This window comes from Streptomyces sp. NPDC045470 (assembly GCF_040646595.1).
GTDB lineage: Bacteria > Actinomycetota > Actinomycetes > Streptomycetales > Streptomycetaceae > Streptomyces.
Genome location: NZ_JBEZAN010000021.1, coordinates 1 through 20,644, shown reverse-complemented (window position 1 = coordinate 20,644; position 20,644 = coordinate 1). Strand labels below are relative to the sequence as shown.

Genomic DNA, 20,644 nt, shown 5'->3' with positions numbered 1-20,644 from the left:
GCCGGTTCAGTAGATTCCGAGTTCTTTGCCGATGAAGTCGAAGACTTCGTCGTCGGACGATGATTCGAGCTTCTCCGCGACTTCGGTCTCGGCGTTTTGGGCCTGGGTCTGCTTCCAGCGGGAGAGGACGATCTCAAGCCGGTTGGTGATCTGGGCGGCGTCGCCGCCGCCGGGCACCGCGGTGAGCATTTCCTCCAGCCGGTCCAGTTCGGCCAGGACGGGTCGGGCGGGGCTGCTCTCCTCGGTGAGGCGGTCCCGCAGGTGGCCGGCGAGTGCGGCCGTGGTCGGGTAGTCGAACAGCAGGGTGCTGGGCAGGCGCAGCCCGGTGGCGCGGCCCAGCCGGTCCCGCAGTTCCACGGCGGTCAGCGAGTCGGCTCCCAGGTCGCTGAAGGCCCGTTCGGCCTGCACCGACTCGGGGCTGGGGTGGCCCAGCACGGCGGCGGCCTCGGTCTGCACCAGTGTGATCAGCAGCCGGTCCTGTTCGGTCGGGGACAGGGTGGCGAGTTGGCGGGCCAGCGCGTTGCCGGCGGCCGACGCCTCCGGGGCGTCGCCGTCGTCGCCGCGGGCGGCCAGCGCCTGGACCACTTCGGGCAGGCTCTCGATCAGCGGGCTGGGGCGGCGCAGCGTGAACGGCGGCGCGAAGCGTTCCCAGTCCACGTCGGCGACGGTGAGCGTCGGGTCGTCGCCGTCCAGTGCCCGGGCCAGGGCGCCGAGTGCCGCGTGGGGGTCGATCAGGCGCAGGCCGCGCCGCTCCATGTGGCCGGTGGCTTCCTCGTCGGTCATGCCGCCGCCGCCCCACGGGCCCCAGGCCACCGAGGTGGCGGGAAGGCCGCGGGCCCGGCGGTCCTGCGCCAGGGCGTCCAGGTAGGCGTTGGCCGCCGCGTAGCCGGCCTGCATCGCGCTGCCCCAGGTGGCGGCGACGGAGGAGAACAGGACGAAGGCGTCCAGTTCCAGGTCGGCGGTGAGCCGGTCCAGGGCGGCCGCGCCGGCGGCCTTGGCCGCGAGGACCGCGGCCAGTTCCGGTACCGAGGCCTGGTCCAGTGGGGTCATCTGGCCGAGGCCGGCCGCGTGCAGGACGGCGGTCAGCGGCGGGCCGCCGACGCTGATCCAGTCGATCACGCCGGCCAACGCGGCCTCCTCGGCGGCGTCGCAGGCCAGGATGTCCACCTGTGTCCCGGCCGCCGCCAGTTCGGCGGCCAGCGCGGCGCTGGTGGCGGCGCCGGGGCCGGAGCGGCTGGTGAGTACCAGCCGTTCGGCGCCGCGGCCGGCCAGCCAGCGTGCCGCGTGCCCACCGATGGCACCGGTGCCGCCGGTGATCAGGGCGGTGCCGCGCGGTGTCCACTGCCCGGCGCGTTCGCGCGGCTGCGCGGCGCGGGTCAGCCGGCGTCCGTGGATGCCGGACGGGCGGAGGGCCACCTGGTCCTCGCCACAGCCGGCGAGCACGGCGCGCAGCCGCTGTGCGGTGTGCTCGTCGCACTGCTCGGGCAGGTCGATCAGCCCGCCGCCGTGGTCGGGGTGTTCCAGGACCACGACCCGGCCCAGTCCCCATGCCTGCGCCTGCACCGGGCGGTCCGGCGCTTTTTCGGGGGCCACGGCGACGGCGCCGCGGGTGATGCCCCACACCGGGGCGAGCACGTGCTCGGCGACCAGAGCCCGCGTCAGATTCTGGGAACCGGCCAGGCCCTGTGTCAGCGCCGGATGGCCGGGCAGCGGGGTCTCGTCGAGGGCCAGCAGGGAGACGACGCCGGCGACGCCGTCCGGGGGAAGCACCGCGGCGATCTGTGCCGCCAGCCGCTCGGGGTCGGCTGTCTGGGTGGCTTCCAGGGGCACGACCCGGGCGCCCCCGGCGGTCAGTGCCTGCGTGCAGTGCTCGGTCAGCGCCTGCGCGACCGGTCCGGCGGGGGCCACCAGCAGCCAGGTGCCGCTCAGTTCTGCCGGGGCCGGGTCGGTGACCGGCTCCCATGCCACCCGGTAGAACCAGTCGGCGGTGGCCGACCGGTCCTGTTCGCGGCGGCGCCAGGACGCCAACGCGGGCAGCGCCTCAGCCAGTTGCTGTGCGTCCTCCGCGGGGAGGGTGCCGGCGATGTCGGTGAGGTCGCCGTCCTCGACGGCCGCCCAGAACCGGTCCTGCGCAGTTGCGGACGCGCTGTCGCCCCAGGCGTGCGGGAGGGTCTGTATGCCGTTGGGCCAGTACCGCTGGTGCCGGAAGGCATACGTGGGCAGCTCCACCTGCTCACCGGCAGGCAGCACCGACGCCCAATCGACCGGGGCGCCGTTGACGAAGGCACGGGCCAGACCGGTCAACAGGCCAGCGGAGCCTTCGGTACTGCGTCGCTGGAGCGGGACGAAGGCGGGCTCGGCGCCGTCCACGCCGGCGACCGCGTCGGGGCCGAGGGAGGAGAGTGAGCCGTCCGGGCCCACTTCGAGGAAGACCGAGACGCCCTCCGCTGCCAGGGTGGCCACCGCATCCGCGAACCGTACGGTCCCGCGGGTCTGCGCAGGCCAGTAGCCTGCCTGCGGCTCAGACACCAACCCACCGGTGAGGGCACCGGCCCACATCACCTCCGGGCGACGGAACTCCAACCCCTCCGCAACGCTACGAAGCTCGCCCAGCACCGGGTCCATGGCTGAGGAGTGGAAGGCGTGCGAGACCCGCAGCCGCCGCACCCGGCAACCCCGGCCCCGCCACAACTCCACCACCGCATCAACCGCCTCGGCAGCACCCGAAATCACCACCGACTCCGGGCCGTTGACCGCCGCAATGGCCACCTCATGCGACAGCTCACCCGGCACCTCGCCGAACGAGGCGACGACTGCCGCTTCCGCGGCGTTGACCGCCGCCATCGCCCCACCCGACGGCAGTTCCTGCATCAGCCGGGCCCGGGCGGCTACCAGAGCGCAGGCGTCCGGCAGCGACAGCACCCCCGCCACATAGGCCGCGGCCACCTCACCGACCGAATGACCCACCACCGCATCCGCCACCACACCAGCGGCCTTCAACACCGCAGCCAAAGCCACCTCGAAAGCGAACAGCCCCGCCTGCGCATACAACGTCTGATCCGCCAGGCCAGCGTCCACCCCCTCCACACCCAACACCACATCCCGCAGGCACACCCCAGCACCAAGCTCCAACTCCAGCAGCCCGCACACCCGGTCAAAGACCTCGGCGAACACCGTGCTACCCGCATACAGCCCACGACCCATACCCACCCACTGCGCACCCTGCCCCGCAAACACCAGACCCACCCGGACATCGGTCCGGGCCACCCCCGACACCACCACAGGCGAGGACGTACCAGCAGCCAGGCTGTGCACGCCATCGAGCAGGGCACCACGCTCCGTACCAAGCACCACCGCACGGTGCTCGAACGCCGACCGCGTCGCCGCCAGCGACCACGCCACATCAGCCGCACCCAGACCCGGACGCGCCGACACCCACTCCCGCAACCGACCGGCCTGCGCCGACAACGCCTCAGCCGTACGACCCGACACCACCCACGCACCAGCATCCGCAAGAGCCGCAACCGGCCCCGAATCAATGCCCTCGCTCCCCGCCCCGACCTCGACGTCGACCGCAGGGGCCTCCTCCAGAATCACGTGCGCGTTGGTACCGCTGATACCGAAGGCGGAGGTACCGGCCCGGCGCACCCGGTCGCCGTCGGACGGCCAGGCCACCGGCTCGGTGAGCAGCCGTACCTCACCGGACTCCCAGTCCACGTGCGGCGAGGGCTGTTCGGCGTGCAGGGTCTTCGGAAGCTGCTCGTGCCGCAGCGCCAGCAGCATTTTGATCAGGCCTGCCATGCCTGCGGCGGCCTGGGTGTGGCCGATGTTCGACTTCACCGAGCCCAGCCACAGCGGGCGGCCCTCGGGGCGCTCCTGGCCGTAGGTGGCCAGCAGGGCCTGGGCCTCGATCGGGTCGCCCAGCGGGGTGCCGGTGCCGTGTGCCTCCACCACGTCCACCTCGGCGCAGGTCAGTCCCGCGTTGGCCAGGGCGGCGCGGATCACGCGCTGCTGCGAGGGACCGTTGGGGGCGGTCAGGCCGTTGGAGGCACCGTCCTGGTTGACGGCGGAGCCGCGGATGACGCCCAGGACCCGGTGGCCGTTGCGCCGGGCGTCGGAGAGCCGCTCCAGTACGACCATACCGGCGCCCTCGCCCATGCCCATGCCGTCGGCGTCGGCGGAGAATGCCTTGGAGCGGCCGTCCGCCGCCAGTCCACGCTGCCGGGCGAAGCCGACCATCTCCCAGGGAGTGGCCATCACCGCGACCCCGCCGACCAGGGCCAGCGGGCACTCCCCGGAGCGCAGGGCCTGGGCGGCGGTGTGCAGCGCCACCAGAGCCGAGGAGCAGGCGGTGTCCACCGTCAGCGCCGGGCCCTCCAAACCCAGGACGTAGGAGACGCGGCCGGAGATGATGCTGGTCGCGTTTCCGGTGACCAGGTGGCCTTCCACCTGGGCCGCGCCGTCCTGGCCGCCGAGCTGCATGCTGGCCAGGCTGTAGTGGGAGGAGTAGCCGCCGATGAACACGCCGGTGCGCGAGCCGCGCAGGGTGGCGGGGTCCAGGCCGGCGGATTCCAGTGCCTCCCAGGACAGTTCCAGCATCAGACGCTGCTGCGGGTCCATGGCCAGCGCCTCGCGCGGGCTGATCCCGAAGAAGCCGGCGTCGAAGCCGGTGGCCTGGTGCAGGAATCCGCCTTCGCGGGTGTAGGAGGTGCCGGCGTGCGAGGGGTCGGGGTCGAACAGGGCGTCGGCGTCCCAGCCCCGGTCCTGCGGATAGCCGGAGATTCCCTCGCCGCCGGCGGCCAGCAGGCCCCAGAGGTCCTCGGGGGTGTTCACGTCGCCGGGGAAGCGGCAGCTCATGGCGACGACGGCGATCGGGTCGCGGTCGGTGTGGCCCGTGAGGTCCTGGGCCGGGTCCGGGGTCGCGGCGGGGTCGGCGTCCGGGGAGCCGAGCAGCGTGGTGCGCAGGTGTGCGGCCAGGACCGTGGGGGTGGGGTGGTCGAACATCAGCGTCGCCGGGAGGCGCAGCGCGGTCCAGGCGGCGATGCGGTTGCGCAGTTCGACCGAGGTCAGCGAGTCGAAGCCCAGCTCGCTGAAGGCGCGGCCGGGTTCGACCTCGTCGAAGCCGGCGTGGCCGAGCACGGCGGCGGCCTCGGTGCGGATCCGGTCCACCAGCAGCCGGTCCTGCTCGGCCCGCGACAGTCCGGCCAGCCGCCGGGTCAGTTCGCCCGCGGCCGGCTGGGCACCGCCGTCGGCGTGCCGGGCCGTCTTGAGCTGCTGGACCTCTGCCAGATCGCGCAGCAGGGGGGCGTCCAGGGCCTGTTGCTGCCCGGGGGCGGCGGCGAAGGCGGCGAGGTCGAGGTCCATGACGGTCAGCACGGTGTCCGTGCCGGCCAGGGCGGTGCCCAGGGCCTGGACGGCCAGCTCGGGGTCCATCAGGACCTCCCAGCGGTTGCGGCGCAGCCGCTGCCGAGCCGCCTCGGTGGCCTGGGAGACGCCGTCGCCGGCCCAGGGGCCCCAGGCGATGGACAGGGCCGGCAGGCCGCGGGAGCGCCGGTTGTCGGCCAGGGCGTCCAGGAAGGCGTTGGCCGCGGCGTAGTTGGCCTGCCCGGCACCGCCGAAGGTGGCGGCCGCCGAGGAGAACAGTACGAAGGCGTCCAGGTCGCAGTCGGCGGTCAGGGTGTCCAGGTGGGCGGCGCCGGTGGCCTTGGCGGCCAGGGCGTTGGCCAGCCGGTCGGCGTCCAGCCGGTCCAGTACGCCGTCGTCCAGGACACCGGCCGTGTGCATGACGGCGGTCAGCGGCGGTCCGTCGGCGGCGATCCGGCCCAGGAGCGCGTCCAGTTGGGTGCGGTCCGCGCTGTCGCAGGCGCGGATCTCCACGGTGGTGCCGGCGGCGGCCACGTGCGCGGCGAGGGCGGCGGTACCCGGGGCTCCGGCGCCGGAGCGGCCGGTCAGCACCAGCCGCTGGGCGCCGCGGCCGGCCAGCCAGCGCGCCACGTGTCCGCCGACGGCACCGGTGCCGCCGGTGATCAGGACGGTACCGCGCGGGGTCCACGGCCGGACGGTGGCGGGTCGCGGGGCCCGGGCCAGCCTGCGGGCGAGGATGCCGGCGGGCCGGATGGCCACCTCGTCCTCCCCGCAGCCGGCCAGTACCGCGCACAGCCGGGCGGCGGCCCGCTCGTCCAGGGTCGCGGGCAGGTCGATCAGACCGCCCCAGCGCTCGGGCTGTTCCAGTGCCACGACCCGGCCCAGACCCCAGGTGGCCGCCTGTACGGGGCGGGTCAGCCGGTCGCCGGGGGCGGTGGCCACCGCGCCGGTGGTCGCCATCCACAGGGGCGCGCTGACGTCGGCATCGGACAGCGCTTGCAGCAGGGCCAGTGTGCCGGCCAGGCCGCCGGGAACCGCCGGGTGGTCTGCCAGCGGAGTCTCGTCCAGTCCCAGCAGCGACAGCACACCGGCCACCGGCGTCGGGGTGGAGGCGGGGCCTGCTTCGGACGGCGCGGTGTGGCCGGGGCGCAGGGCCTCGGTCAGGGCATCGGCCAGCGTGGCGCGCTCGGTGCCGGTGGCCACCTGGACCACCTGGGTCCGGGCGCCGCGCGCGGTCAGTGCGTCGGTGCACGCCTGGATGAGGTCCGCGGTGCCGGGGGCCGGTGCGGCGGGGACCGCCACCAGCCAGGTACCGGACGGGCGGGCCGGGGCCGGGTCGCTCAGCGGGCTCCAGCCGACCCGGTAGCGCCAGCCGGCGGTGACGTCGCGGTCCCGCTCGCGGCGCCGCCAGGCCGCCAGCGAGGCGAGGACCTCGTCGAAGGGCTGTGCGGCGTCCACGTCCAACGTGGCGGCGAGGCGGGGTGCGTCGCCGTCCTCGACGGCCGCCCAGAAGCGGGACTCGGCCTCGGTGGCCGTACCGGGCTGGGCGGGGGCGAGGGCGGTGGGGCCGGCCGGGTGGTCGGCACCGAGCCAGTAACGCTGGTCGGCGAAGGCATAGGTGGGAAGCTCGATACGGCGACCGGCGGGCAGCACCCGGCGCCAGTCGACGGCGGTGCCGGCCACGTGCAACTGCGCCAAGGCCGCCAGCAGCCGCTGCGGGCCGCCGTGCTCCCGTTCCAGTGTCGCGGCGACCACCGGGGTGCCGGCCGTGGCCAGCTCCTGGAAGGTCTCGTCGATGGCGGCGGTGAGCACCGGCTGCGGGGAGACTTCGACGAAGGTGCCGTGGCCGGCCGCGGCCAGCTCCTGCACCGCCTGCTGGAAGCGCACGGTGTGGCGCAGGTTGGCGAACCAGTAGCCGGCGTCCAACTGGGGGCCGTCCACCCAGCGGCACTCGACGGTGGAGAACATCGGGGTGTGCCCGGCCTGCGGCCGGATGCCGGCCAGCCGCTCGGCCAGCGCCCCGGACAGCCGGTCCACCTCGGTCGAGTGCGCAACGAAGTCGCCGGCCGGGACCGGCCAGCGCATGGCGCGCCGGGCCGCCAGGGCGGCCCCGAACTCGGCCAGCGCCTGCGGCTGTCCGGAGACCACGGTGGTGGCGGGCCCGTTGACCGCGGCGACGGCCAGCCGGTCGCCCCAGGGCTCCATCAGTTCGCGTACGGCCGCGACGGGCATCACCACGGACAGCATCCCGCCGCTGGTGCCCAGGGCGGACAGCTCCTGGCTGCGTACTGCCACGACGGCGGCCGCGTCCGTGAGGGAGAGGATGCCGGCCACCGTGGCGGCGGCGATCTCCCCCTGGGAGTGGCCCACCACCGCGGCGGGGGTGACGCCCGCGGCCTCCCACACCGCGGCCAGTGCCACCATCACCGCCCACAGCAGCGGCTGCGCCACCTCGGCGCGTTCCAGTCCCGGCGCGCTGTCGGCGCCGGCCAGCGCTTCGGTCGGCGACCAGTGCACGTGCGGGGCCAGCGCCTCGGCGCACTGGGCGAAGCGTTCGGCGAACACCGTTGAGGTGGCCAGCAGTTCGCGTCCCATGCCGGCCCACTGGGCGCCCTGCCCGGGGAAGACGAAGACGGGCCCGGCCTCCTCGGCGCCCTCGGCGGCCGCGGTGGCGCCGGCGATCACCTGGGGGCTGCTCAGTCCGGCGGCGAGCGCGTCCAGTCCCGCGGTGAGTTCTGCACGGTCCTCGCCGCTCACCACGGCCCGGTACTCGTGCACCGTACGGGTGGTGGCCAGCGACCAGGCGACGTCCGCCACCTGCGCCCCGGGGTGGGCCGCCAGGTGCTCCGCCAGACGGGCCGCCTGCCGGCGCAGTCCGTCCGCCGTCCGCCCGGACACCAGCCAGGCGACGGGGCCGGGCGCCTCCAGCAGCGCGGGCGGTGCCGCGGCCTGCGCGCCGTCACCGGACGCGCCGGTGGGCAGGGCTTGCAGGACCGGCAGTGCCTGGGCAGCCTCGGGTGCCTGCGAAGTCCCAGGGGACTGCGGGGCATCAGGAATCTCGGCAGCCTCGGGGGCCTCTTCGAGGATTAGGTGGGCGTTGGTGCCGCTGACGCCGAAGGAGGAGACACCGGCCCGGCGTGTCCGTTCGCCACCGGCCGGCCAGGGCTGCGCCTGGCTCAGCAGCCGTACCGCGCCCGCGGTCCAGTCGACGTGCGGCGAGGGCTGTTCGGCATGCAGGGTCTTCGGCAGCTGCTCGTGCTGGAGCGCCAGCACCATCTTGATCAGGCCGCTGATGCCGGCCGCACCCTGGGTGTGACCGATGTTGGACTTCACCGAACCCAGCCACAGCGGATCGCCCTCGCCGCGGTCCTGGCCGTAGGTGGCCAGCAGTGCCTGGGCCTCGATCGGGTCGCCCAGCGGGGTGCCCGAGCCGTGCGCCTCCACCACGTCCACCTCGGCGCAGGTCAGCGAGCAGCCGGCCAGCGCCTCCTGGATCACGCGCTGCTGCGCGGGGCCGTTGGGCGCGGTCAGCCCGTTGGACGCTCCGTCCTGGTTGACCGCCGAGCCGCGCACCACCGCGAGCACCGGGTGGCCGTTGCGCCGGGCCTGGGACAGGCGCTCCAGTACCACCATCCCGGCGCCCTCGGCGATGCCCATGCCGTCCGCGTCGGCGGCGAAGGACTTCGAGCGGCCGTCCGGGGCCAGTCCACGCTGCTTGCTGACCCAGACGAACAGCTCCGGGGTCGAGGCGACGAACACGCCGCCGGCCAGCGCCAGTGTGCACTCCCCCGAGCGCAGCGCCTGCGCGGCCAGGTGGACCGCCACCAGCGCCGAGGAGCAGGCGGTGTCCACGGTGATCGCCGGGCCCTGGAGGCCCAGGGTGTAGGCGAGGCGGCCGGAGAGCACGCTGGTCGTGGTGCCGGTCAACAGGTGCGCCTCCAGGCCCTGGGCCGCCTGCGGCTGGGAGAGGCCGTAGCCGGAGAAGCTGGCGCCCGCGAACACGCCGGTACGGCTGCCGCGCAGGGAGCCGGGGACGATGCCGCTGCGCTCCAGCGCCTCCCAGGAGGTGCCCAGCAGCAGCCGCTGCTGCGGGTCCATGGCGAGGGCCTCGCGCGGGCTGATCCCGAAGAAGCCGGCGTCGAAGCGGGTGGCGTCGTGGACGAAGCCGCCCTGACGCACATAGGCGGTACCCGGCGCGTCCGGGTCCGGATCGTAGAGGGCGTCGAGGTCCCATCCGCGGTCGGTCGGGAAGGCGCCGATCGCATCGGTGCCGCCGGCCAGCACCTGCCACAGGTCCTCGGGGGTCTTGACCCCTCCGGGGAAGCGGCAGCCCATGCCGACGACGACCACCGGGTCGTCCTCCTCCGCACCGGCCGTCACCGGGACCGTGACGGCGGCGTCGGCCCCGGCGGCCGGGCTGCCCAGCAGTTCGGCGGCCAGGTAGCCGGCCAGCACTCTGGGGCTGGGATAGTCGAAGAGCAGCGTGGCGGGCAGCGCCAGGCCGGTGGCGGTGGCCAGCCGGTTGCGCAGCTCCACCGCGGTCAGCGAGTCGAAACCCAGCTCGCTGAAGGCCCGCCCGCTGCCGACGGCCTGTACCGAGGAGTGTTCCAGCACGGCTGCCGCTTCGCCCCTGACCAGGTCGGTCAGGGTGCGCTGCTGCTCGGTGTCGCTCTGCCCGGCCAGTCGGCGCAGCAGCGAGCTGCGCGCCTCGGGGACGGTCTCCGCCTCCTCGGCGGTGCCGGCGGCCAGCGCCGCGGCGACCTCGGGCAGGCCGGCGATCAGCGGGCTGGGGCGGCGCAGTGTGAACGGCGGCGCGAACTGTGCCCAGTTGACATCCACCACCACCGGCCGGCTCTCGTCGCCGTCCAGAATCTGCGACAGCGCGCCGGTGGCCGCCCGGGGATCCAGCAGGCGCAGCCCGCGCCGCTCAAGCTGGACACCGTCGTCGCCGGTGGCGGTGGTGCCCGCGTTCCACGGGCCCCAGGCCACCGCCAGAGCGGCCAGGCCGCGGGCCCGCCGGTGCTCGGCCAGCGCCTCCAGATAGGCGTTGGCCGCGCTGAAGCCGGGCTGCCGACCGCCGCCCCACACGGCGGCGACCGAGGAGAACAGCACGAACGCGTCCAGGTCACAGCCGGCGGTCAGCTCGTCCAGCACCGCCGCCGAGCCCGCCTTGGCCGCCAGGACCACGGCCAGCTCCGCCGCGTCCAGGTCGTCCACCGGCGCACTGTCGACGATCTCCGCAAGATGCAACACCGTGGACAGCGCCGGTCCCCGGTCCCGCATCCACGCCAGTACTCCGGCCGTCTCGGCGCGGTCGCTGACGTCGCAGGCCACGACGTCCACCCCGGCGCCCGCGGCGGCCAGTTCGGCGGCGAGCGCCGCGACCCCCTCGTGCTCGGGGGCGCCGGTCAGTACCAACTGGGCGGCGCCGCGCCCGGCCGCCCAGCGCGCCACGTGCCCGCCGACCGCCGTGGTGCCGCCGGTGACCAGGACACTGCCACCCGGCCGCCATGGCCGGTCCGGCAGGACGGGCTGCGGAGCGTGGGTCAGCCGCCGGCCCAGGATGGCGGCCGCTCGGATCGCCACCTGGTCCTCACCACAGCCGGCCAGTACCGCGCCCAGCCGCACCGCGACCTGCCCGTCCGGCCCGTCGAAGTCGGCGGGCAGGTCGACCAGACCGCCCCAGCGCTCGGGGTGCTCCAGACCGACGACCCGCCCCAGACCCCACACCTGCGCCTGCAGCGGGCTGGTCGGCGCCTCGTCGGGGCCGGTGGCGACGGCTCCACGGGTGGCCACCCACAGTGGGGCGTCCACCTCGGCATCGCCGAGGCCCTGCACCAGGGCGAGGGTGGCGGCCAGACCCACGGTCAGCGCCGGATGGCCCGGCATCGGCGTCTCGTCCAACGCCAGCAGGGACAGAACACCCGCGAACCCGTCCGCCGCCGACACAGCGCGGACCTGATCGGCCACCGCCTCACGACCGGCAGCCCCGGCCATCTCCAGCACGACAACGTCCGCACCACGGGCGGACAGCGCCGCACGGCACTGACGCGCCAACGCCCCGTCGACCTCCGAAGCCGGTACGAGCAGCAGCCAGCGGCCGGCCAACCGGGCCGGTACCGGGTCGGCCACCGGCGCCCAAGTGATCCGGTAGCGCCAGCTCTCGGTGGCCGAACGTTCCTGCTCGCGGCGCCGCCAGGATGCCAGCACCGGGAGAACCTCAAGCAGTTGCCGACGGTCCTCGACGGCCAACGTGTCCGCGAGACCCGAGAGGTCGCCGCCTTCGACGGCGGCCCAGAACCGTGCCTCCACCTCGGTGGGTGCCCCGTCCCCGCCGCCGACAGCGACGGAGGGCTCCAGCCAGTAACGGCGGTGCTGGAACGCGTAAGTCGGCAGCTCCACCACCTCACCGGCCGGCAACACCTTCCGCCAGTCCACCGGCAGCCCCGCCACATGCGCCTGCGCGAAGGCACGCAGCAGCCCGGCCGCACCGGCGTCGGTCTGCGTCAGCGTGCCGATGCTCAGCACCTGCGCTGTGACTGCGGCCGCGGCCTGGGCGGCACCCGTCTCCGTGCTGTGAGCAGTGCCTGTCTCCTGGGCAGTGCTCGCGTCCTGCGCGGTCTCGCTCACCGCGGCGGTCAGCACCGGGTGCGGGGAGATCTCGACGAACGCCCCGTAACCCGCCTCCAGCAGGCTGCGGACGGCCTCCTCGAAACGCACCGTCTGCCGCAGATTCGCGAACCAGTACCCGGCATCCACCTCCGGCCCGGCCAGCCACTCCCCCGTAACGGTCGAGACCAACGGGATGCGGCCCGCCTGCGGGGCAATACCCGACAGCTCCACTTCAAGCTGGGCGGCAAGCGGCTCCACCGCCGGCGAATGCGCAACAAAATCCGTCGCCGGAATCCGCCAGCGCAGCACCTTCCGCGCCGCCAGCTCCCGCTCGAATCCAGCCAGCGCCTCCGCTTCTCCGGAGACCACCACCGACGCCGGGCCGTTGACCGCAGCCACCGACAACCGGCCGTCGAAACCCGCCACCAACTCACGCACCGCGTCAGCCGGCATCACCACCGACACCATCGCCCCAGCCACATCCAGCGACGACAACGCACGCGAACGCACCGCCACCACCCGCGCCGCATCCTCCAGCGACAGCATCCCCGCCACCGTCGCCGCAGCGATCTCCCCCTGCGAATGCCCCACCACCGCATCCGGCACGATGCCAGCGGCCTCCCACACAGCGGCCAACGACACCATCACCGCCCACAACGCAGGCTGAACAACCTCAGCCGCCTCCAACGCGGGAGCACCCTCCACACCCGCCAGGACATCACCGAGCGACCAGTCCACATACGGCGCCAGCGCCGCCTCGCACTCCGCCAACCGCGCCGCGAACAACGGCGACGAGACCAACAACTCCCGGCCCATACCGACCCACTGCGCACCCTGCCCGGCGAACACGAACACCGTACGACCCGTGGCCCGAGCAACCCCCGACACCACACCCGACGACAACTCACCGGCCGCCAGACCCCCCACCCCGTCCAACAGGCCGGCCCGGCCGTCAGCCACCACCACACCACGATGCTCCAGCACCGCCCGCGCAACCGCCAACGACCACGCCACATCACCCGCACCCAGTCCCGGCCGCGCCGCCACCCACTCCCCCAACCGACCCGCCTGCGCAACAAGACCCTCCGCAGACCGACCCGACACCAACCACGCCGACGCCCCACCCGCCGCAAGAACGGCAGGCACAGTGTCCGCCGACTGGGACACTTCGCCGGTATCGGCCGACTCGGCCGGGACCTCCGCCTCGCCCGCGTCCGTGGCCGGTCCGTCCTGTCCGGCCGGGTCCGTGGCCTCAACGACCTCCTCGGCCGGGGCCTCTTCCAGGATCACGTGCACGTTGGTGCCGCTCATCCCGAAACCGGAGACACCCGCCCGGCGCACCCGCTCGCCACTGGGCCACGGCACCGGCTCGGACAGCAGCCTGACCTCACCCGCCGACCAGTCCACGTGCGGCGTCGGCTCGTCCACATGCAGCGTGCGCGGCAACTGCTCATGCTGAAGAGCCAGCACCGTCTTGATGACACCCGCAACACCGGCAGCAGCCTGCGTATGACCGATGTTGGACTTCACCGAACCCAGCCACAGCGGCCGGCCCTCCGGCCGCTCCCGGCCGTAGGTGGCCAGGAGGGCCTCAGCCTCGATCGGGTCGCCCAGCCTGGTCGCCGAGCCGTGCGCCTCCACCACGTCCACGTCACCGGGCGTGAGACGGGCGTTGGCCAGCGCAGCACGGATCACCCGCTGCTGCGACGGACCGTTGGGCGCGGTCAGCCCGTTGGACGCACCGTCCTGGTTGATGGCACTGCCCCGCAGCACGGCAAGTACATGGTGGCCGTTGCGCCGCGCGTCGGAGAGCCGCTCGACCACCAGCAGGCCCACGCCCTCGGCCCAGCCCGAACCGTTCGCGTCCTGGCTGAAGGACTTGCAGCGTCCGTCGGCCGACATGCCCCGCTGCCGGGAGAATCCCACGAACACGGACGGCGCGGAGATCACCGTGGAACCGCCGGCCAGGGCCAGCGAGCACTCCCCCGCGCGCAGCGCCTGCGCGGCCATGTGCAGCGCCACCAGGGAAGAGGAACACGCGGTGTCCACCGTCACCGCCGGGCCCTCCAGGCCGAAGGTGAATGCCAGGCGGCCCGAGGTGACACTGGTGGAGACGCCGGTCAGCAGGTGGCCCTCAAGCCCCTGGGTCCTGACGGAGGGACCGGTGCCGTAACCCTGGCCGTAGGAGCCGGCGAACACACCGGTGGAGCTGCCGCGCAGCGCGTTCGCATCGATACCGGCCTGCTCCAGCGCCTCCCAGGCCACCTCCAGCAGCAGCCGCTGCTGCGGGTCCATGGCCGCCGCCTCACGCGGGCTGATCCCGAAGAAGTCGGCGTCGAAGTCGGTCGCGTCGTAGACGAACCCGCCGTGCCGCGCGTAGGAGGTGCCCGGACGGTCCGGGTCGGGGTCGTAGAGGTTCTCCAGATCCCAGCCGCGGTCGGCCGGGAACGGGCCGATCGCATCGGTGCCCGAAGCCAGCAGCCGCCACAGGTCCGCGGGGCCGTTCACCCCTCCGGGGAAACGGCAGCCCATACCGACGATCGCGATCGGCTCCTGGCTGCGTTCCTCCACCTCGGTCAGCCGACGGCGGACCTGACGCAGATTGGCCGTCACGAGCTTGAGGTAATCGCGGAGCTTGTCTTCGTTGGCCATCAGAAACCCGCCGTCCTGCCTGCCGAGATGCGCCGCTCCGATCTCTGTGACCGCGATGCGGACTGCCCAGGAATTACGCCATACTTCGGTGCGCGGGCAGCACGGGGGAAAACACCCGGGCCCGGCAGTGGAATACCCTCACGCTCTCACTGCGGGAAGGACCCGGCGGGCCCCTGCCGCTCAATGCGCCACCTCACGATTACCGTCAATACGTCCGGACGAAGAAACCGGGTGACGCTGAGGAATTCCCTGAAGGTCGAGCCCACCGGTGACAGGAACCTATCCAGGCCCCACAGGCGCCGCAACGTGTCGGTACGTGTCAGTTGAACGCCCCGTCCGACACCCCACCAGCACTGACACCGGCACCCCCGGCACCCGGCACCCGGCACCCGGCACCCGGCCGAACACGGACACCCCCTCGCATCCCACCGCCACCCCGCACAGACCACGAACCCCGGACACCGCGCCGGCCGGTCGGCCGGCGACCGTACGACAGGGCCAAGCGAAAACACGAACCCCAAGCCCGACAGCAGCCCACAGCCGCCCCATCAAAGAACCCCCACGAAAGGAGCCGCCCTACCAAAGAGCGCCGCACGCAAGGAAACCGGCCGAACCGACCCAGCCCGGCTTCAGCCCCCGCACCCCCGCCCTCCTACCGCCATCACTCCGCTCCCCCACCTGACCGTGCAGACCTACAGCAGCCCGCACCGCCCCAAGCAAAGCACCCCGCGCAATAACGGCCCGAAACGGCAGCCCCGCCGCCGCAGGAAATGAATCGGGACGGCCGGGGCCCCCGGCCGACGCGGGAATGGACGCCTCGTGGAAGGGGACCAGGCCGAGGGCGGGCGGCCGCTCCGCGGCACGAATACCGGCGCGGGGCCGCGAGACGGCTTTCTGTCGCCCCACCGCCCCGCGCCGGTCTCGCTGCCGGATACTGCTTCAGCTTTTCTCCTCACCGGCGTTCTTGGCGTCTTCGCCGCGCAACCACCGGCCCAGCGTCCGCCGGGGGTGGCGGACCACCACGTCACCGCCCTTGAGACGCCCGGTGACGTACACCTCACGTTCGACCGGCGCCTGCGCATCGGAGGCGGGATTGCGGTACTTGACGTCGCCCACCCCCACGCTCAGGTCATCGGTGTGCACCACGATGCCCGGCCGGACCACCAGGACCAGATTCCCGCCGACGCTGATCTGCACATCGAGGTCCAGCCTGGCGTGACTGAACTCGGCCTCGGTGAAGTCGAGTTTCACGTCTCCGCCGTGCATCCGTACGTCCAGGTGGCGCGGGACCTCCCAGGCACCGGAGCGGTGCAGGGTGCCCCACCGCTGGTCGATCTCCACAACGTCCCGGCCACGCCCCGGCTGCTCCCGGGAACCGGCCGGCACCGGGGAGACGGGCAGATCACGGGTCAGCCGGGCGAGTTCGCCGACCGTACGGGCACGCAGCGCGCTCTCCACCCGTTCACTGACCTCCTCCAAGGTCAGCCGCCCGTCCCCGGCGGCGTCCCGCAATATCTCCGCCACCTGCTCCCGGTCCGCGTCCGAAGCCCGCATGGCTGCCTGCTCGTCCTGCGTGCCGTCGTCGGTCGGCACCTTCTCATCGCTCATACCCCCACCCTCTTCCTCCCCCGGCCCAAACTCAAGGCACACCAGCCCGACGCCTCCGCCGGCCTGGCCACAACGGCACCGCCCCTCAGACGTTCAACTGCCGACCGGGCGCGCGTGAACGCCCCCAACCGCCCACGGAACCACCAACGGAACCACCATCGGAGCCGCTGCGGACCACCGCAGCCGGAACATCATCGACCACCGGCACCACCTCCATGGACCACTACCGGCGGCCGACGGCCGGCCCAGGCCGCAAGGCACCGACCGCCCGCGCCCGGCCCGCATGTCTGCCGGGCCACCGAGCAGGCACCCACCCGGCCCCCGGAACGGACAGTCCACCCCCGGACCAGGCAGGGCCGTCGCAGGTTGAACAGTCCGTCCGCAACGGCGGCCCGTCTAGCCTGTGCCGAACAGACTGCGCCCGCACAGCAGCACCACCGCGCCCGGCCCGTGCACCGCCCGGAACACCACCGCAGCCCGCACGGCGGCGTCGTGTGCACCGGTCACCCCGCCCCGCCCCAGGCCGCCACAGCCCGCCCCGCCCGCCCGCGTACCACCGGAACGGCACGGACGGCTCACGGGACGGCCTCGGCAAGGCAGGACGGCCGGGACACCGGCCCGGCATCGGCCACCTGCCGTGACGGCCTTGACCGATTGGAAAACTCGGAAATGTCGTTGATGAACCTGCTCATGGGCGCCATGGCCTCCTCAGCGGTCGGCACCGCCGCCGAACTGGGCATCGCCGACGCCCTGGCCGACGGCCCGGCCACCGCTGCCGAACTGGCCAAGACCGTCGAGGCGGACACCGACTCGCTCGACTCCGTCCTGCAGGCCCTGACCGCGCTGGGCGTCTTCACCCGCGACGCAGACGGCCGCTACGCCAACTCCCCGATGTCCGAACCTCTCAAGAGCGACCACCCCGAATCGATCCGCCACCTGGCCACCCTGCTGTGCGGCCTGTACGGCCAGGCCGCCACCGGCGGCCTCACCCAGGCCGTGCGCACCGGCACCGCCGTGATGCCGTGCACCTTCGGCGTCGGACTCTACGACTACCTCGACGGCCACCCGCACACCGCCCGGATCTTCGACCTCGCCATGCAGGACTGGACCCGCCCGATCGGCACCCTGCTGGCCGACAACCTCCCCCTCGACGACGTGCACACCATCGTCGACGTCGGCGGCGGCAACGGCACCCTGCTCCAGGCCCTCCTGAGCGCCCACCCGCACCTGCACGGCATCTGCGCCGACCGCCCCGACACCTGCCACCGCGCCCAGCGCACCCTGGCCGAATCCCAGAACGCCGACCTCGCCAGCCGCCTCACCTTCCAGCCCACCGACATCCTCCAGGACGTCCCCACCGGGGGCGACCTCTACCTCATCAAGAACGTCCTGCACGACTGGAACACCACCACCAGCGTGCAGATCCTGCGCAACATCCACACCGCCATGACCGCCACCCCCCGCACTTCCGCCGGAGCCCCTCCCAAACTCCTGATCATCGATCCCCTGGCGGAACACGACTCCGGAGCCGCGTTTCGCAACGTCATCAAGATGGTGGTCGGCGAACCCCAGGCCCGCACCCGCAGCGAAGCCGACATGCGCCACGAAGCCACCCAAGCCGGCTTCGACGTCCTGTCCATCACCCCCTGCCCCGCAGACCTCAGCATCACCACCTGCATCCCCACCCTCTAGCCTCCGCATCCAGCCCGCTACAAGCGGTAACAGTGCCGCGAGGGCGGGAGAACCAGAACACCCCCGAAGCAATGTCCCGGACCAACCCAAGGACAGCCCGCCCCGGGCACAGCGGCCCTGGCCAGGGGCAGCCCGGCTCCCGGCCCATGGCCTTGTTTCGGGGACCGGGGTGTCGTCCAGGCCAACGAGCGCGGCTGGCCGCCGCGTGAAGCCGGGACCCGAGTGCCCCAGCCACCGCGCCGGGGATACGAGGGACTCGTCGGCCTCCAGTCCCTCGGAGGCGTAGAGGTGGCGCAAGGCATGAAACCCTCCTGCGGCCCGCAGGTCGGCGTCGAACTGCGGGCGGCGCACTCTCGTACGCGGCGGCCGCGCGCAGCAGCGGACAACCTTGCAGCGCAGACACAGCCGCGCGTCCACGGCGACGACGCGCCGCCCGCAGTTGGTCAGCCGTGGGTCTTGTCGGTCAGGGACTTGCCGGTCACGCCCTCTCGCAAGCCCTCCCAGAGCCGTCGTTCGTACGTTGCCGGATCCTCCAGCACGACGGGGGCGGCGTCGCCCAGTCGCATGACGGACCGCCGCCCCCCGTAGGCGGGCCAGTGCGGCAGCGCGCCACCGGAGGCGCCGGTGGGGTGGCCGGTCCGGGCGAAGGAGATCCATGCCTCACGCATGCGGTCGGAGAGTTCCTGTTTGGCGCGTTCCTGTTCGGCGCGTTCCTGTTCGGAGAGTTCCTGTGGGGCGTCGGGACCGGTGAGCGGAGCAGCGAGGTTGCCGAAGACGAAGCCGATCTCCGCCATGTGGCAGGCGCCGAGGGCACCGTCGAGGACGGGCGAGCGGCGCGCGAACTCGTACAGGAAGGTGTCCGCTCCGTGGGCGGCGCGGGCCTCGGCCACGCGGAGGGCCGGAATCCGGTAGGCGTGGTCGGTCATGGCCGCGGACAGCAGGTCGCCGGGGGTCGCGCCAGGATGTGCGGCTGCGTACACACGGCGGGCCTCGACGGGATCGAGGCCGAGACCGGCGAGGAAGCCGTGGAGTACGTCGTCGGTGATCCGCGGTCCGATCCCCAGCGGGATGAGGAAGAGACGGAACTCGTCGCTGGTCGTGCCGGTGAGCAGATCGATGTCCCGGCTCGCTCCGTCGGCGAGTGCGTCGATCGGGCGCCGGGGCAGGGTGGTTCCGTCCACGACCGGTAGCACGGTGGTTCCACCGCCTGCCGATTCGCCCCATGGTCCGGGATCGCTCGCCTGCGCGATCTCCCGGCCCAGAGCGTCGTTGGCGGCGATGAGCCGCTCGGGCGGCAGGGCGGTCAGGCCGTCCCGTGTCGGCTCCGCACCGGCGAGGGCGGCCAGCCGCTCGGTGATGCGCCGGCCGATGTCTTCGGGGTGACTGTGGTGGCCGGCACCGCTCTGAGTGATCGCACGGCGAAACAGTCCTCGGGCTCTCGGCATGGTCATGAGCGCGGTGATGCTGATGGCACCGGCGGACTGGCCGAAGACGGTGACGTTGTCCGGGTCGCCGCCGAATCCGGCGATGTTGTCGCGGACCCATTCCAGTGCGGCGATCTGGTCCAGGAGGCCGAGGTTGGCCGTGCCGTCGGGCAGCAGGAGAAAGCCCTCCGCGCCGAGCCGGTAGTTGAGGGTGACGCAGACGACGCCGTCGGTGGCGAGCCGCGCGCCGTCGTAGGAAGACAGGGTGCCGGCTCCGTTGCGGAACGCGCCTCCGTGGATCCAGACCATGACCGGAAGCCGTCCCGCGCTGCGGCCTGGAGCCGGTGTCCACACATTGAGGTTCAGGCAGTCCTCGCCCGGGTTCGCTGCTTCTTCCAGCAGCCCGGCCATCGCGGGCAGGTAACCCGGCTGGGGCGCGCTGGGGCCGGGGACGAACGTGTCGCGTACTCCGGTCCACGGCTGCGGTGGCTCGGGGGGCCGTAGACGCCGCGGGCCGAACGGCGGTGCGGCGAAGGGAATGCCCATGAACGCCGTGACCTCGCCTTTCCGCCGTCCGCGGATCCGGCCTGCGGTGGTGGGGACGGTGATGTGCATGGGGCCTCACAATGTCGCGGCTCTCTTTCGATCATCCTCAGCGCGTCCGCGGCGGACAGACAACTCAATTTCGAGCGGTCCCCTTACGGGGTGTCTGCTCCCCGCCCCAATCGGGTCGCCGCCCAGGTGGCCGGGAGGGACCGACGGGCGGCCCTGTCTCAGGTCCGGAGGCCGGTGGGCGTCGGGGGCGGAGGTCGGTGGGCGCGGCTGTTCGCCCATCGCGTTGCCCTTGTGCTGGGCGCCAGTTCGTCCATGCCGCATCTGAGTCACAAGGTCGTCGAGGTCGCTGACCAGCAGATCACCCACCTGGCCCCCGGCCGACGGAGCTGGGCCAGGAGACCCGTGTGACGGTGTACTGAGGTTGTCTGCGCGTTGTCGCGAGTGCGAGTCTGGTTGCGGCGAGGCAGCTGTCGATGAGGTTGCTTCGGTACTGGAGTTGGCGGAGGCCGCGGCGGAGGGCTGCCAGTAGTTGGTCGTGGTCGCTGAAGGCGGTGTTGGCCTGGCAATTCCTGCGCAGGAGCGACCAGATCCCCTCGACCGGGTTGAGGTCGGGAGCGTAGGGCGGCAAGTAGTAGCAGGTGATCCAGTCGCGAGCGTCGATGAAGGTCCGCAGGCGAGCGTCCTTGTGGACGTTGAGGTTGTCCCAGATCACAACCATCGGTGCGCCGAGCTGGTGG

5 protein-coding genes are annotated in these 20,644 nt (G+C 73.1%); 1 reads left to right on the top strand and 4 read right to left on the bottom strand.

Annotation, left to right across the window (positions count from 1 at the left end):
• Nucleotides 1-6: 6 nt before the first annotated feature.
• Together AB0A97_RS35680 and AB0A97_RS35675 are read right to left on the bottom strand one after the other, a co-directional pair.
• A complete protein-coding gene (locus tag AB0A97_RS35680; RefSeq protein ID WP_361158252.1) occupies nt 7-14,628 on the bottom strand; it encodes a type I polyketide synthase in 14,622 nt (4,873 codons plus the stop codon).
• A gap of 939 nt (nt 14,629-15,567) precedes the next feature.
• On the bottom strand, nt 15,568-16,236 hold the full coding sequence (locus AB0A97_RS35675) for a DUF1707 domain-containing protein (protein WP_361158250.1): 669 nt from the start codon (nt 16,234-16,236) through the stop codon (nt 15,568-15,570).
• A gap of 669 nt (nt 16,237-16,905) precedes the next feature.
• Here AB0A97_RS35675 and AB0A97_RS35670 point away from each other — a divergent pair.
• On the top strand, nt 16,906-17,928 hold the full coding sequence (locus AB0A97_RS35670) for a methyltransferase (protein ID WP_361158248.1): 1,023 nt from the start codon (nt 16,906-16,908) through the stop codon (nt 17,926-17,928).
• 443 nt (nt 17,929-18,371) lie between these two features.
• Here the strand turns inward: AB0A97_RS35670 and AB0A97_RS35665 are convergent, their stop codons facing one another.
• Both AB0A97_RS35665 and AB0A97_RS35660 read right to left on the bottom strand, forming a co-directional pair.
• Complete coding sequence (locus AB0A97_RS35665) at nt 18,372-19,967, bottom strand: carboxylesterase family protein (protein WP_361158246.1); 1,596 nt, start codon at nt 19,965-19,967, stop codon at nt 18,372-18,374.
• A 298-nt stretch (nt 19,968-20,265) separates the two neighbouring features.
• On the bottom strand, nt 20,266-20,644 hold a 379-nt coding region (locus AB0A97_RS35660), incomplete at its 5' end, for a transposase (RefSeq protein ID WP_361158243.1).

What these genes read in the sequence shown, in the direction of transcription:
- AB0A97_RS35680 (WP_361158252.1), bottom strand. Translation starts at nt 14,628, where the DNA reads ATGGCCAACGAAGACAAGCTCCGCGATTACCTCAAGCTCGTGACGGCC.
- AB0A97_RS35675 (WP_361158250.1), bottom strand. Translation starts at nt 16,236, where the DNA reads ATGAGCGATGAGAAGGTGCCGACCGACGACGGCACGCAGGACGAGCAG.
- AB0A97_RS35670 (WP_361158248.1), top strand. Translation starts at nt 16,906, where the DNA reads ATGTCGTTGATGAACCTGCTCATGGGCGCCATGGCCTCCTCAGCGGTC.
- AB0A97_RS35665 (WP_361158246.1), bottom strand. Translation starts at nt 19,967, where the DNA reads ATGCACATCACCGTCCCCACCACCGCAGGCCGGATCCGCGGACGGCGG.